This is a genomic window from Streptomyces sp. NPDC088730, assembly GCF_044751215.1.
In the GTDB taxonomy this organism is placed as follows: domain Bacteria; phylum Actinomycetota; class Actinomycetes; order Streptomycetales; family Streptomycetaceae; genus Streptomyces.
Genome location: NZ_JBIVLK010000004.1, coordinates 41,798 through 55,279, shown reverse-complemented (window position 1 = coordinate 55,279; position 13,482 = coordinate 41,798). Strand labels below are relative to the sequence as shown.

General features: G+C 71.1%; 13 protein-coding genes. 11 read left to right on the top strand and 2 right to left on the bottom strand.

Going from position 1 to position 13,482, the window contains the following annotated elements; translation table 11 throughout:
• The first annotated feature begins 152 nt into the window (after positions 1 to 152).
• The 6 genes from ACIP89_RS15335 to ACIP89_RS15310 all read left to right on the top strand — a co-directional run bounded on the left by ACIP89_RS15335 (position 153) and on the right by ACIP89_RS15310 (position 5,864).
• Positions 153 to 521 carry an STAS domain-containing protein gene (locus ACIP89_RS15335; RefSeq protein WP_401926607.1) on the top strand — a complete coding sequence of 123 codons (369 nt, stop codon included), beginning with the start codon at positions 153 to 155 and terminating at the stop codon, positions 519 to 521.
• A 265-nt stretch (positions 522 to 786) separates the two neighbouring features.
• Positions 787 to 1,335 (top strand): ATP-binding protein, encoded by a 549-nt coding sequence (locus ACIP89_RS15330; RefSeq protein ID WP_401926604.1) that lies wholly within the window; start codon positions 787 to 789, stop codon positions 1,333 to 1,335.
• Between the two features lie 273 nt (positions 1,336 to 1,608).
• Complete coding sequence (locus ACIP89_RS15325) at positions 1,609 to 2,295, top strand: peptidase (protein ID WP_401926603.1); 687 nt, start codon at positions 1,609 to 1,611, stop codon at positions 2,293 to 2,295.
• A gap of 43 nt (positions 2,296 to 2,338) precedes the next feature.
• The gene (locus ACIP89_RS15320) at positions 2,339 to 3,346 is read left to right on the top strand and encodes a hypothetical protein (RefSeq protein ID WP_402115255.1); all 1,008 of its coding nucleotides are present in this window, start codon (positions 2,339 to 2,341) and stop codon (positions 3,344 to 3,346) included.
• Entirely contained in the window at positions 3,343 to 4,464 is a 1,122-nt protein-coding gene (locus ACIP89_RS15315; protein WP_401926862.1) for a hypothetical protein, read from the top strand. The genes ACIP89_RS15320 and ACIP89_RS15315 overlap by 4 nt, the downstream gene beginning before the upstream one ends.
• A 38-nt stretch (positions 4,465 to 4,502) precedes the next feature.
• Positions 4,503 to 5,864 carry a hypothetical protein gene (locus tag ACIP89_RS15310; RefSeq protein WP_402115531.1) on the top strand — a complete coding sequence of 454 codons (1,362 nt, stop codon included), beginning with the start codon at positions 4,503 to 4,505 and terminating at the stop codon, positions 5,862 to 5,864.
• A gap of 81 nt (positions 5,865 to 5,945) precedes the next feature.
• Here ACIP89_RS15310 and ACIP89_RS15305 read toward each other — a convergent pair whose 3' ends face one another.
• Entirely contained in the window at positions 5,946 to 7,433 is a 1,488-nt protein-coding gene (locus ACIP89_RS15305) for a peptide MFS transporter (protein ID WP_401926598.1), read from the bottom strand.
• 420 nt (positions 7,434 to 7,853) lie between these two features.
• Between ACIP89_RS15305 and ACIP89_RS15300 the strand changes: the two genes are divergently transcribed.
• Complete coding sequence (locus ACIP89_RS15300) at positions 7,854 to 8,531, top strand: response regulator transcription factor (protein ID WP_401926595.1); 678 nt, start codon at positions 7,854 to 7,856, stop codon at positions 8,529 to 8,531.
• A gap of 15 nt (positions 8,532 to 8,546) precedes the next feature.
• A complete protein-coding gene (locus ACIP89_RS15295) occupies positions 8,547 to 9,812 on the top strand; it encodes an ATP-binding protein (protein WP_401926593.1) in 1,266 nt (421 codons plus the stop codon).
• 29 nt (positions 9,813 to 9,841) lie between these two features.
• On the opposite strand, the gene ACIP89_RS15290 is transcribed toward ACIP89_RS15295, so the two are convergent.
• Entirely contained in the window at positions 9,842 to 10,387 is a 546-nt protein-coding gene (locus ACIP89_RS15290; RefSeq protein ID WP_401926591.1) for a GtrA family protein, read from the bottom strand.
• Between the two features lie 164 nt (positions 10,388 to 10,551).
• On the opposite strand from ACIP89_RS15290, the gene ACIP89_RS15285 reads away from it, so the two are divergent.
• Genes ACIP89_RS15285 through ACIP89_RS15275 form a run of 3 tightly spaced genes read left to right on the top strand, consistent with a single transcriptional unit; the run spans position 10,552 to position 13,481 of the window.
• A complete protein-coding gene (locus tag ACIP89_RS15285) occupies positions 10,552 to 11,745 on the top strand; it encodes a 5-(carboxyamino)imidazole ribonucleotide synthase (protein WP_401926588.1) in 1,194 nt (397 codons plus the stop codon).
• Complete coding sequence (purE, locus tag ACIP89_RS15280; protein WP_402115254.1) at positions 11,742 to 12,281, top strand: 5-(carboxyamino)imidazole ribonucleotide mutase; 540 nt, start codon at positions 11,742 to 11,744, stop codon at positions 12,279 to 12,281. Before ACIP89_RS15285 ends, purE begins: the two co-directional genes overlap by 4 nt.
• A 6-nt stretch (positions 12,282 to 12,287) precedes the next feature.
• Positions 12,288 to 13,481, top strand: coding sequence for a dipeptidase (locus tag ACIP89_RS15275; protein ID WP_402115252.1), 1,194 nt, complete (start codon positions 12,288 to 12,290; stop codon positions 13,479 to 13,481).
• The last annotated feature ends 1 nt before the right edge of the window (position 13,482 follow it).

The following is a 13,482-nucleotide window of genomic DNA, read 5'->3' as shown; positions in this document are numbered from 1 at the left end:
GCTCCAATTACCGCTATATGTCCGGTTTGTTGAGGTCTTCGGCTACCGCGTGGCGCACTAAACGCGTACTCTTTCGACAACGTCAGCGACAGCTGCAACGCATCTGCACGCATGGTTGTGCAGACAGTGACGATCGGTGAAGAGGGACGGGCATGGACCGCGGGACGGTCGGCAGCACGAACCGGGGTCGGCTTCAGGTCGATGCCCGCACCGTGGGCCGTAGTGAGGTTGTGACGCCGGTCGGTGAGCTCGATCACCACACCGCCGACCTGCTGCGCGAACCCCTGGACAGTGCGGTCGAGCAAGGGCGTGTGCGCCTGGTGGTGGACTGCTCGCGACTCGAATTCTGTGATTCCACCGGGCTGAACGTGCTGCTCGGTGCCCGCCTCAAGTCGGAGGCGGCCGGGGGAGGGGTCCATTTGGCCGGAATGCTGCCGGTGGTGGCGCGGGTGTTCGAGATCACCGGAGCCGAAGCGGTTTTCACCGTTCACGACTCCCTCGAAGAGGCCCTGGAAGACTGACCGTGGCGCGTTTCGACACCCCGGGCGCCTCGTGTGTTGCTCGTGTCACGGGATCCGCGTAGCCGAAGTGGGTGTTGTCACGCATCCGCCGGGCAGGAGATCCCCTGGTGAGCCCTCTCGGTGAGCCGCACGCTCCGTATCCGACCGATGCCCGTACCGGCGTCCCTGCCCGTATTCGTATGTGTATGCGTGGCTCTATCTGTACCTGTATCTGTATCTGTATCTGTTCGATGGCGACATGGTGAATCGGTGAGGTGAAGCGCTGATGAGCACCACCCGGCAGCATCCGCCGGGCGACCTCGGCCGCGAGCCGGAGGGCGCGGGCGTGGGTGCACATGCCGACGCGGGCCCCGGCGCGGACGTGGGCCCCGGCGCTTCCTCCGACGGTCCGGCGGGTCCGGGCGAGCGGCAGTGGCGCACGCTGTCCCTGCGGGAGGTGAACGGCATCGTGCCGACGGCCCGTGATTTCGCGCGCACTGCGCTCCAGGACTGGGGCTGGCTGCCCGCCTCGACCGCCGACCGCCGGGCGGTCGCGGAGGACGTCCTGCTGGTCGTCTCCGAGCTGGTCACCAACGCGTGCCTGCACGCGGAGGGACCCGACGAGCTGCGTATCGGGCGTACGCCCAAGGCGCTGCGGGTCGAGGTCGTCGACGGTGGCGCGGGACAGCCCGCGCCGCGTACCCCGCACCGGGCCGGCCGGCCCGGCGGGCACGGCATGTTCATCGTGCAGCGGCTCTGCCTGGACTGGGGAGTCGTACGAGTGCCGGGCGAACCCGGCAAGACCGTCTGGGCGGAGCTGGCCGCCCCCGCATAGCCGGCCTCTCGTTTGGATCATGCCGGGCTCGCGGGGCCTGGCCTGATCCAGACCAAAGACCATGGACGGGTTTCCCTCCGCCCGGCTCCGAGCCCCTACCCCTCCGGGCCCCCGGGCCCCACGCACCTCTGAGAGCGCGCCGGATCGGCGCGCTCTTTGTCTTCCCTCCACAAGGCCCCGGGCGTACCTTGAGCGCCAAATCTGATGTGTCGTCAGCTATTTGGGCCGCACGGAAGCGGCGCACGGCGACTCCCGGCATGAGGGGAATTCGAGGTGTCGTACCAGAAGCGAACAGCTCTCGCGCTGGCGTCCGGGCTGGCGGGGGCGGTGGTGCTGATGGTCGCGCCCGCCGCCCACGCGACGGTCGTCGACGTCAACTACAAGTGCAAGACGCCGATCGGGGACAAGGCCGCCGTGTCGCCCATCGACATCAAGAGCGTCAAGAGCGGCGGCGGCTACAAACTCACGATGTCCTTCCAGAAGGGCGTCTCCTCCAGCCCGGTCGAGCTGGGCAAGGGCGCGATGAACCCCAGCGCGGTGATCAAGGTGGGCGGCGCCGACCCGGGCCAGGTCCAGGTGTCCGGAGCCGCCAACTCCGCCGCGATCCCCGCCAACAGCCCCATCAAGATCAGCGATCTGTCGGGGACGTACACCCCGAAGAAGAGCGGCAAGGTCGACTTCACCGCCGGCGTGCTCACCATCAAGGCACTCGGTACGACGACGACCTGCACCCCGTCCAACAACCCGGGCCCCTCGCTCTCCCTCGACGTCACGGCCGCGGGCGGCGGCGGAAGTGCGAGCGGCGGTGGGCAGAGCACGCCGGACGGCGGGTCCTCGCTGCCCAAGACCGGCCCGCTCGACTCGGCGGTCGCGCTCGGCACGCTCGGCGGGACGGTGCTGCTGTCCGGCGCGGCCGGAGTGCTGTGGCTGACCAGGCGCGGGCAGCGGGCCACCGGCTGACTCCCGCGAACCGCAGCCGCCGTCACGCACCAGGGAGCCGCCCATGCCGCCGTTGACCGGTCACCTCACCCGACTCGCCCTTGCCGCACCGCTGCTCGCCGCCCTGTGGTGGACCGCCGCCATGACCGCGGCGGCCGGTGCCACCGAGCACCCGGCCGCCCCGGCGTGGACGGCGCAGCCCGCGGCGAACGGTGCGGGCCGGGACGGCGGCAGACCGTACTTCTACCTGGAGGGCCTGCCCGGCAGCGTCCTCCAGGACCGGCTCTCGGTCACCAACCCGGGCCCGGACCCGCTGACCGTACGGCTGCGCGGCGCCGACGCGTACAACACCGCGGAGGGCGGCTTCGCGGTACGCGGCGCGCACGGCTCCACCGGTACCGGGGCCTGGCTGCGGACGGCCACGGAGAAGGTGACCGTGCCCGCCCGTACCCGCGCGGAGGTGCCCGTGTCCGTCACGGTGCCGGACGACGCGCTGCCCGGTGACCACCCGGGCGCGATCGTCGCGGAGAGCGGCGGCCGCTCGGTGGGCGTCCGGGTCCAGCTGCGGGTCGGCGGCCCGACGCTGGCCGCGCTCACGGTCGAGGACGTCGGGGTGGCCGGGGGCACCATCCACTACACGCTGGTCAACCGGGGCAACGCGGTCCTCGTGCCCCGGCTCGCCATCAGCGCCGACGGGGTGTTCGGCACGCTGCTGCGCCGCGAGGCGCGCCCGCTGCCCGTCGAGCTGCTGCCCGGACAGCGGGTCCGGCTCACCGAACCGTGGCGGGACACCCCAGCCCTCGACTCGGCCACCGTCCGGCTGCGCGTGAGCGCCGCGGGCGGCGCGCACAGCGAGGCGACGGCCTCCGCGCTCTTCGTCCCGTGGCTGCCGCTCTCCGGGGGCGCGCTGCTGCTCCTGGCCGGAGCCGCCGCGGGCACGTACGCACACCGGAGACGGCGAGCGGCACGGCGCGGCGGGCACGGCTCCGCCGGTACCGGGGCCGCCCCGTCCCCTGACCGGCAACAGCACTCCGACGAGAGGCACTTGGTGAAGGCGGGAGCGGAATCGTGACTGGACGGACCGGACCGGCGGCACTCCGGAGCGAAGGCCGCGGGCGGGCGGCCCTGCTGCTGGCCGCGATACTGCCCGTCCTGCTGCTGACCGCGACCGGCGCCCACGCCGCAGTCCCCGGCGCGGCGGACCCGAAACCGGCGGTCGCGCTCTCCGGGAAGCAGGCGGGCAAGGGCGGCGAGATCACCGTCAAGGGCACCGGCTGGCGGCCGGACACCCTGCTGATGATGCTGGTCTGCGGGCGGTCCAGCCCGGACCGGGGGGTGATCGGCGGCACCAACTCCTGCGCCAACGCGGACGGCAGGGCCGTCACCACCGACTCCAGGGGCGCGTTCAGCAAGAAGCTGCCGGTCGCGGAGCCGCCCGTACCGTGCCCCTGCGTGGTGCACGTGGCGACGGTCACCGGGGACCAGTCCGTGGCCGACGCCGCGTTCGTCGTCGCCGGACACCCGGTCGCCGCACTGCCCAAGGAGGACGGTGACGGGAAGCTCGCCGTCCTCGCCACCACCCGGCTGGAGGGCGACAGCGGCATTCTCACCTGGTTCGGCGCCCCGCCGTCCCGCCGGCTCGTCCTCACCGTGGGCAATCTGGGCTCCGCCCCGGTCAAGGACCCGGTCTTCCAGGTCGGCACCGCCCACGGCGTCTACGCCCCGCAGTGGGAGGAGCGGCAGTGGCGCGGCACCGTCGAGCCCGGCCGCAAGGCGCGGATCGAACTTCCCGTCGAGCTGACGGCGGGCGCCCACGGCGACTACCAGGTCTCGCTGAAGTACGGCACCAAGGTGCTGGCCGAACAGCCTTGGGGGGTCGGCCGCCCGTGGGGCGTGACGCTCTTCTGGATCCTGCTCTGCCTCGTCGTGCCCGCCGCCGTGTTCCGCATCGGCATGGCGGTCGTCGACAAGGTACGGCCGCGCTCCGCGCACGCGGCGGCCCGGCCGCGCCGGCGTACCGACCGGTTCACCGAGGCGACGGCCCGGCTGCCGAAGCTGCGGCGGACACCCGCGCCGTCCGAGGGCCCCGCGCCCGCGGCGGGCACGGGCACCACCACGGCCGCGCTGCCGTGGTTCACCCCTGATTCCGCACCGTCAGAGCACAGACCGACGACGAAGGGACATTCGTGAGTACGCAACGCAGGACGGTCGCGGCGGGAGTCGCGATGATGATCGGCGGGGCGGGCATGCTGCTGGCCGCGAGCCCTGCCCAGGCCGCCGACATCTCGTACAAGACGGAGTGCATACCCCCGGCCATCTCCGGACTGCCGCCCGTGCAGGGCACCACCCAGGTGCAGCTGACGGTACCCGCCCAGGCGAAGGTCGGGGACACCGTCGAGGTGGTGTGGAAGACGGTCGCGGCCGCCTCCAAGAACCCCGATGTCCTGGACCTGAGCAAGGACACGGTCCAGCCGACCGGCACCATCAAGCTGGGCGGCGCCGCCACCGGCGACCTGAAGATGGAGGGACCCCGGCAGAACCCGCCGATCCCCAAGAACTCCGCGATGCTCCTCTCGGACATGAAGGGATCGCTGAAGCTGGAGAAGGCGGGTGACCTGACGCTGACGCCGGACGCGTACAACATCAACGTCTCCAAGCCGATCTCCACGGACACCAAGTGCACCCCGAAGGAGACGGTGAAGCCGGGCGCGACGATCAAGGTCACCGACGGCGGCGGAACCGCGGCCGGCGGCACGACCGACGGCGGTACGGATGCCGGCGGCACGACCGACGGCGGGACCGACGCCGGGGGCACGACCGACGGCGGCACGGACGCGGGCGGCACCGATACCGGAGGTGCGGCCACCGGAGGCGACACCGGCGGTACGGACGCCGGGGGCGCCACCTCGGGTTCCGGCGGCACCGGCGGTGCCACCGACTTCCCGGGCAAGGAGGTCGCCGTCAACTTCGCCTGCAAGTCGCCGGGACCCGCCTCCATCGAGTCCAAGGTGACGGTCAGCGCCAAGAAGAACGGCGGCAGCTACGGGCTCACGGTCAAGACGGCCAAGGGCGTGATGGACAGCCCGGCCGACCTGCCCGCGGGTGCGCTGAAGCCGTCCATGCAGATCGTCGTGGGCGGCGCCGACAAGGGCTCCGTCGCCGTCACCGGACCGGGGAACCCCGATCCGCTGAAGACGGGCAAGCCGGTCGACCTGCCCGACATGACCGGCACGTACAAGCCGGGCGCCTCCGGCAAGTCCACCCTCACTCCGGGCACCCTGACGATCGACGTCACGCTCGGCGGCTCGAAGATCAACATCCCGTGCACGGTCAAGGGCGCGGTCAAGGCGTCGCTCGAACTCGACACCACCGCCCAGCAGGGCGGCGCGTCCGGCGGTGACACCGCCGGCTCCGGCGGAGCGGCGGCCGCGGCGGGCGGCGGTACGGCCTCCGGCGGCGGTCTCGCGGCCACCGGTGCGGAGGACAACGGCGCCCTGCGCGCACTCGGCCTGGTCGCCGGTACGGCGATCCTGCTGGGCGGCGCGGTGTTCACGTTCACCCCGTGGCGCAGGCTGCGCTCCGGCCGGTGAGCTGAAGCGCGTACGCGTACGGCAGGGGCCGCCGCACCGTTTCCCCGGTGCGGCGGCCCCTGGCCGGTGTGTGCGACGCGGTCAGCTCATGTGCTGGGTGACCTTCCTGCGGTACATCCAGATGCCGACACCGGCGATGACCGCGAGGACCGCCTCGAAGGCGACGGCGCCCGAGGTGTTCAGATCGACCCCGAGCTGCGGGGACGTCAGGAGACCGGTCACCGAGTCGCCCGCGGTGACCGCGAGGAACCAGACGCCCATCATCTGGGAGCTGTACTTCGCCGGAGCCATCTTCGTGGTGACCGACAGGCCGACCGGCGAGAGGCAGAGCTCCGCGACGGTCTGGATGAAGTAGATCGCCACCAGCCACATCGGGCTGACCCGGCCGCCGTTGGCGGCGGTGTCGATCAGCGGGATCAGGAAGACGACGAAGGAGACACCGATCAGCACGAGGCTGGAAGCGAACTTGACGGCGGTGCTGGGTTCCTTGCCGCGCTTGTTCAGCCACAGCCAGCCCGAGGCCATCACTGGGGCCGCCGCCATGACGAAGATCGGGTTCAGCGACTGGTACCAGGAGGTGGGGAAGTCGAAGCCGAGCAGGCTGTTCGTCGTCGAGTTCTCACCGAAGATCGACAGGGTCGAACCGTTCTGGTCGTAGATCATCCAGAAGACGGCGGCGACGACGAAGAACCAGATGTAGCCCGACAGCTTGGACTGCTCGGTCTTCGTCAGTTCCTTGTCGCGCTTCATGCGGACCAGGACGGCGACCGGGATGACCAGACCGGCGATGGTGATCGGCAGCACCGCCCAGTCGACGAAGTTGCCGGTGGCGGCGAGCAGACCGTAGAAGACGACCGCGACGATCAGCCAGATCAGGCCCTTGCGCAGGGCCGAGCGCTTCTGCTCCTCCGTCGCCGGGGTGGCGACGACATTGCTCTCCGGGCTCAGGTGGCGGGTGCCCAGCATGAACTGGGCGAGGCCCAGCGCCATACCGGCCGCGGCGAGCGCGAAGCCGAAGTGCCAGTTGACGTTCTCACCGACGGTGCCGATGGTCAGCGGGGCGAGGAAGGCGCCGACGTTGATGCCGATGTAGAAGAGCGTGAAGCCACCGTCACGGCGTGGATCCTCCGGGCCCTTGTAGAGGTGGCCGACCATCGTGGAGATGTTCGCCTTCAGCAGCCCGGAGCCGAGCGCGACGAGGGCGAGGCCCGCGAAGAACGTCGCGGAGTTCGGCACGGCGAGCGTGATGTGGCCGAGGATGACGACACCGCCGCCGATGGCGACCGTCTTGCGCGGCCCCCAGAAGCGGTCGGCGAGCCAGCCGCCCGGCATGGTGAGCAGGTAGACCATCGCCATGTAGGCGGAGTAGATCGTCGTCGCGGTGGCGGCGTTCATGTGCAGGCCGCCGGGCGCGATCAGGTACAGCGGGAGCAGTGCCTTCATGCCGTAGAAGCTGTACCGCTCCCACATCTCGGTCATGAAGAGCGTGGCCAGGCCGCGGGGGTGGCCGAAGAAGGTCTTCTCCGCGCCGGGGGGGCTGGCAGGGTCCTTCGTCAGGCTGGACGCCATGGTCGATCCTTGCTTGCTCGGGACGCGGCGCCTCGTGAAGCGGTACGCGCCCGGTGGGGGGAGGCCGGCACCGACGCGGGTACGCCCACCGCGACGGGATCCACGCCCGGTGCCTTCATTGGCGTTCCGGGCCCGGCCCACAGGTCATTCACTGAAACTTCCGGGCCGGCGGGTACCGACCCCGCACACAAAAGAGACCCTGGGTGCTTATAGCTCCCCAAAGGTCTTTGAGTAGTGCAACAGGCGTTGAGACACCATACGACACGACAGAAGTGGATATGAAAGGACTTGAGACATGGAACACAGGTGGGAGTGCAACCACACTCCCACATTCGAAGGTCTGGACCTGAACCGGGCGCAGACCCGCAGGGCTTTTGGATCACCTCACTCCTTGTCCGCCGCGCGGACTACCATCACTCCATGACCCGTGTACTGCTCGCCGAGGACGACGCATCCATCTCGGAGCCATTGGCCCGCGCCCTGCGTCGGGAGGGTTACGAGGTCGAGGTCCGCGAAGACGGTCCGACCGCTCTCGACGCCGGCCTCCAGGGCGGCGTCGACCTGGTCGTACTCGACCTGGGGCTGCCCGGGATGGACGGCCTCGAAGTCGCCCGCAGGCTCCGCGCCGAGGGCCACACCGTGCCGGTGCTCGTGCTGACCGCCCGTGCCGACGAGGTCGACACGGTCGTCGGCCTCGACGCCGGCGCCGACGACTACGTCACCAAGCCCTTCCGGCTGGCCGAGCTCCTGGCCCGGGTCCGGGCGCTGTTGCGCCGCGGGGCCACCGAGCCCGCCGCGCAGCCCGCCACCCACGGCGTCAGGATCGACGTCGAGTCCCACCGGGCCTGGATGGGCGACGAGGAACTCCAGCTCACCGCCAAGGAATTCGACCTGCTGCGGGTCCTGGTCCGCGACGCGGGCCGGGTCGTCACCCGCGACCAGCTGATGCGCGAGGTCTGGGACACCACCTGGTGGTCGTCCACCAAGACCCTCGACATGCACATCTCCTGGCTCCGCAAGAAGCTCGGGGACGACGCGGCCAATCCGCGCTACATCGCCACGGTCCGGGGCGTCGGCTTCCGCTTCGAGAAGAGCTGACGTACAGAAGCACTCATGCGCCGAAGACTGATCAACTCCACCCTCGCAGTGGTGCTCGTGGTGATCGCCGTCTTCGGCGTCTCCCTCGTCATCGTCGAGGCCCGCACCATCAGCAGCAGCGCCCAGGAGAGCGTCGACTCCGAGGCGCTGCGCGTGATCAGTGTCATCGAGAGCCGGCTCCTGGGCTCCGAGCGGATCAACCCCGGAGTGCTGGCCGAACAGGTCGACGACAAGCGCTACGCCCTGGTGAAGATGGTCGGCCGCGAACCGATCGAGGTGGGGGAGCGCCCCGGCGGCAGTGTGATCAGCGCCACCGAGGTGGGCGAGCACGGCGAGCGGGTCACCATCGAGGAGTCCCGCTCAGCCGTCACCCGCGAGGTCGGCCGCACCCTGTTGATCATCGGCGCGGTGGCGCTGCTGGCCATCGTCTCCGCCGTCCTGCTCGCGGTGCGCCAGGCCAACAAGCTCGCCTCGCCGCTCACCGATCTGGCCGAGACCGCGGAGCGCCTCGGCTCCGGCGACCCCCGCCCGCGCCACAAGCGGTACGGGGTGCCGGAGCTGGACCGGGTCGCCGATGTGCTCGACTCCTCCGCCGAACGGATCGCCCGGATGCTGACCGCGGAGCGCCGGCTGGCCGCCGACGCCTCCCACCAGCTCCGTACGCCGCTGACCGCGCTCTCCATGCGGATCGAGGAGATCTCGGTCACCGACGACCCGGAGACGGTCAAGGAGGAGGCGAACATCGCCCTCACCCAGGTCGAGCGCCTCACGGACGTGGTCCAGCGGCTGCTGACCAACGCCCGCGACCCGCGGACCGGCTCGGCCGTCGTCTTCGACCTCGACGAGGTGGTCAAGCAGCAGATCGAGGAGTGGCGCCCGGCCTACCGGGGCGAGGGCCGCGCCATCGTCCGCTCCGGCAAACAGGGGCTGCGGGCCGTCGGCACCCCGGGCGCGGTCGCGCAGGTGCTGGCCGCGCTGATCGAGAACTCGCTGATGCACGGTGGCGGCACGGTCGCCCTGCGGACCCGGGTCACCGGCAACCAGGCGGTCATCGAGGTGACGGACGAGGGCACCGGAGTCCCCGCGGACCTGGGCGCGCGGATCTTCGAGCGGACCATCAGCGGCCGCAACTCCACGGGGATCGGCCTCGCGGTCGCCCGGGACCTGGCGGAGGCGGACGGCGGCCGCCTCGAACTGCTCCAGCAGCAGCCCCCGGTCTTCGCGCTGTTCCTCAGCCGGGTGGCCCTGAACAGAAAAGAACCGGAACGCCCGGTGAGGTAACCGGAGCGCTCTCGGACGTGCCCGGAGGGCTACCGCCGGGCCGTATCCGCCTCGACCCGCACCACGGGCGCGGCCGCCGGCGCGGGCACGGAAACCGCGGGCGGCACCGGCGCCCCCGCCTCACTCAGCACGCCCTCTTTGTCAGGCAGCGCCTTGAACACCCAGCTCCGGTACGACCAGAAGCGGAACAGCGTCGCGACACCGATCCCGACGATCTTGAAGACATTGCTCTGGACCGGGCTGTTCCAGCCGAACCCGTACGTCGCGGCGTACAGCACCCCGGTCTCGATGACCGCTCCCACCGCGCTGAACAGCAGGAACAGCGTGAGTTCCCGCGTCCGTCCGCTCTTGTCGCGGTCCCGGTACGTCCAGTACCGGAAGCCGACGTAGTTGCAGAGGATGGCGACGAACGTGGCGAGCAGCCCCGCCCGGACCGTCGGGATGTCCGTGTAGCGCCACAGCAGGTTGGATACCGCGATATTGACGACCAGACCGACCGCGCCGACCACGCCGAACTTGGCGATCTCCCGGGCCAGCAGATCCAGCCGGGCCCGCAGTGCGCCCCGTTCACTCATGGTGATTGCTCAGCCCGTCTGTCGGTTCGTCTTCAGGTTCCGTCAACCCGGCCATGCTAACCAGCCCGCCCGTCGGCCGCCCGTGAGCAGGGGTACGGGTGTGGCGAGCCGGGCACCCCGGGCCGTCGTCGGGAGCCCCCGGGGCGTGCGGATACCCTGGAGGAGTGACGTTCCCGGTAGTCGGCATGGTCGGTGGCGGTCAGCTCGCCCGTATGACCCACGAGGCGGGCATCCCCCTCGGCATCAAGTTCAAGCTCCTCAGCGACACCGCTCAGGACTCGGCGGCCCAGGTCGTGAATGAAGTCGTCGTGGGCGACTATCGCGACCTGGACACGCTGCGTGCCTTCGCACGCGGCTGCGACGTGATCACCTTCGATCACGAGCACGTGCCGACCGAGCACCTGCGGGCCCTGGAGGCGGACGGCATCCCCGTGCGCCCCGGCCCCGACGCGCTGGTGCACGCCCAGGACAAGGGGGTGATGCGCGCGAAGCTCACCGAGATCGGCGCGCCCTGCCCCCGCCACCGCATCGTGGCGGACCCGGCCGACGCCGCGGCCTTCGCGCACGAAATCAGCGGAGGCGGCGCGCAGCGCCCCGGTGAGGGGCGGTGGCCGGGCGACGGGTCGGGAGGCTTCCCCGTCATCCTCAAGACCGTGCGCGGCGGCTACGACGGCAAGGGCGTCTGGGTGGTCCGCTCGGAGGCGGACGCGGCCGAACCCTTCCGGGCCGGTGTCCCGGTCCTCGCGGAGGAGAAGGTCGACTTCGTACGGGAGCTGGCGGCCAACATCGTCCGCTCGCCGCACGGCCAGGCGGTCGCCTACCCGGTCGTCGAGTCGATCCAGGTCAACGGTGTCTGCGACACGGTGATCGCCCCCGCCCCCGAGCTGGACGAGCGGCTCGCCGGCGAGGCCCAGCAGCTGGCACTGCGGATCGCGGCCGAGCTGGGCGTGGTCGGACACCTCGCGGTCGAACTCTTCGAGACCCGCGACGGGCACATCCTCGTCAACGAGCTGGCGATGCGCCCGCACAACTCCGGGCACTGGACGCAGGACGGCGCGATCACCTCGCAGTTCGCCAACCACGTCCGGGCGGTCCTGGACCTCCCGCTGGGGGACCCGCGCCCGCGCGCCACCTGGACGGTCATGAGCAACGTCCTGGGCGGCGACTACCCGGACATGTATCAGGCGTACCTGCACTGCATGGCCCGCGACCCGCAGCTCAAGATCCACATGTACGGAAAGGACGTGAAGCCCGGCCGCAAGGTCGGCCACGTCAACACCTACGGCGACGATCTGGCGGACGTGCGGGAGCGCGCCCGGCACGCGGCCGACTACCTGCGAGGAACGATCACCGAATGACTTCCCCCGCCTCCGCCGCACCGGTCATCGGCATCGTCATGGGCTCGGACTCCGACTGGCCCGTCATGGAAGCGGCGGCCAAGGCCCTCGAGGAGTTCGAGATCCCCTACGAGGTCGACGTCGTCTCCGCCCACCGCATGCCGCGCGAGATGATCGCGTACGGCGAGAACGCCGCGGGCCGCGGACTGAAGGCGATCATCGCCGGGGCGGGCGGCGCCGCCCACCTGCCCGGCATGCTCGCCTCCGTCACCCCGCTGCCGGTCATCGGCGTACCGGTGCCGCTGAAGTACCTGGACGGCATGGACAGCCTGCTCTCCATCGTGCAGATGCCCGCCGGGGTGCCCGTCGCCACCGTCTCGGTCGCCGGCGCGCGCAACGCGGGCCTGCTGGCGGCCCGCATCCTCGCCTCCCACGACAGCGAGCTCCGGGCCCGCATGGTCGAATTCCAGAAGGAGCTCAACGACCAGGCCACCGAGAAGGGCAAGCGGCTGCGCACCAAGGTGCGCGGCGCGGACTCCTTCGGCTTCGGAAAGTAGGCAGCGATGGACCAGCTGGAGAGGGCCGGGGAACTCCTCGCGGAGTACCCCGTGGTCGACGGGCACAACGACCTGCCGTGGGCGCTGCGCGAGCAGGTCAACTACGACCTGGACGCCCGGGACATCGCCACCGACCAGTCGGCCCATCTGCACACCGACATCCCCCGGCTGCGCGCGGGCGGCGTCGGGGCCCAGTTCTGGTCCGTCTACGTCCGGTCCGACATGGCGGGCGAGGACGCCGTCAGCGCCACCCTGGAGCAGATCGACGCGGTCACCGAGCTGCTGGCCCGGCACCCCGCGGACCTGCGCCGCGCGCTGACCGCCGACGACATGGAGGCGGCCCGCGCCGAGGGCCGCATCGCCTCCCTGATGGGCGCCGAGGGCGGCCACTCCATCAACAACTCGCTGGGCACCCTGCGCGCCCTGCACACCCTCGGCGTCCGCTACATGACGCTGACCCACAACGACAACATCGCCTGGGCGGACTCAGCGACCGACGAGCCGGGCGTCGGCGGCCTCTCCCCGTTCGGCCACGAGGTCGTACGGGAGATGAACCGCACCGGGATGCTGGTCGACCTCTCGCACGTGGCGGCCACGACGATGCGCGACGCCCTGCGCACGTCCACCGCGCCGGTGATGTTCTCGCACTCCTCGGCGCGGGCGATCTGCGACCACCCGCGCAACATCCCCGACGACGTCCTGGCGCAGCTCCCGGCCAACGGCGGCATCGCCATGGCGACCTTCGTGCCGAAGTTCGTCCTGCCGGCGGCCGTCGCCTGGACGAAGGCCGCCGACGAGAACATGCGCGCCCAGGGCCTGCACCACCTGGACACCACCGAGCGGGGCATGAAGGTCCACGCCGCGTTCGAGGCGGCGAACCCCCGCCCGATGGCGACCGTGGCGACGATCGCGGACCACCTCGACCACATGCGCGAGGCCGCCGGGATCGACCACATCGGGATCGGCGGCGACTACGACGGCACCGCGTTCCTCCCGGAGGGCCTGGAGGACGTCGCGGGGTACCCGAACCTGATCGCGGAGCTGCTCGGCCGGGGCTGGTCCACCGCAGACCTGGCGAAGCTCACCTGGCAGAACGCGGTAAGGGTGCTGCGCGCGGCACAGGACGTGTCGCGCGAGCTGTCCGCCCGCCGCGGCCCGTCGCACGCCACGATCGAACAGCTGGACGCCCCGGCGGCCTGAG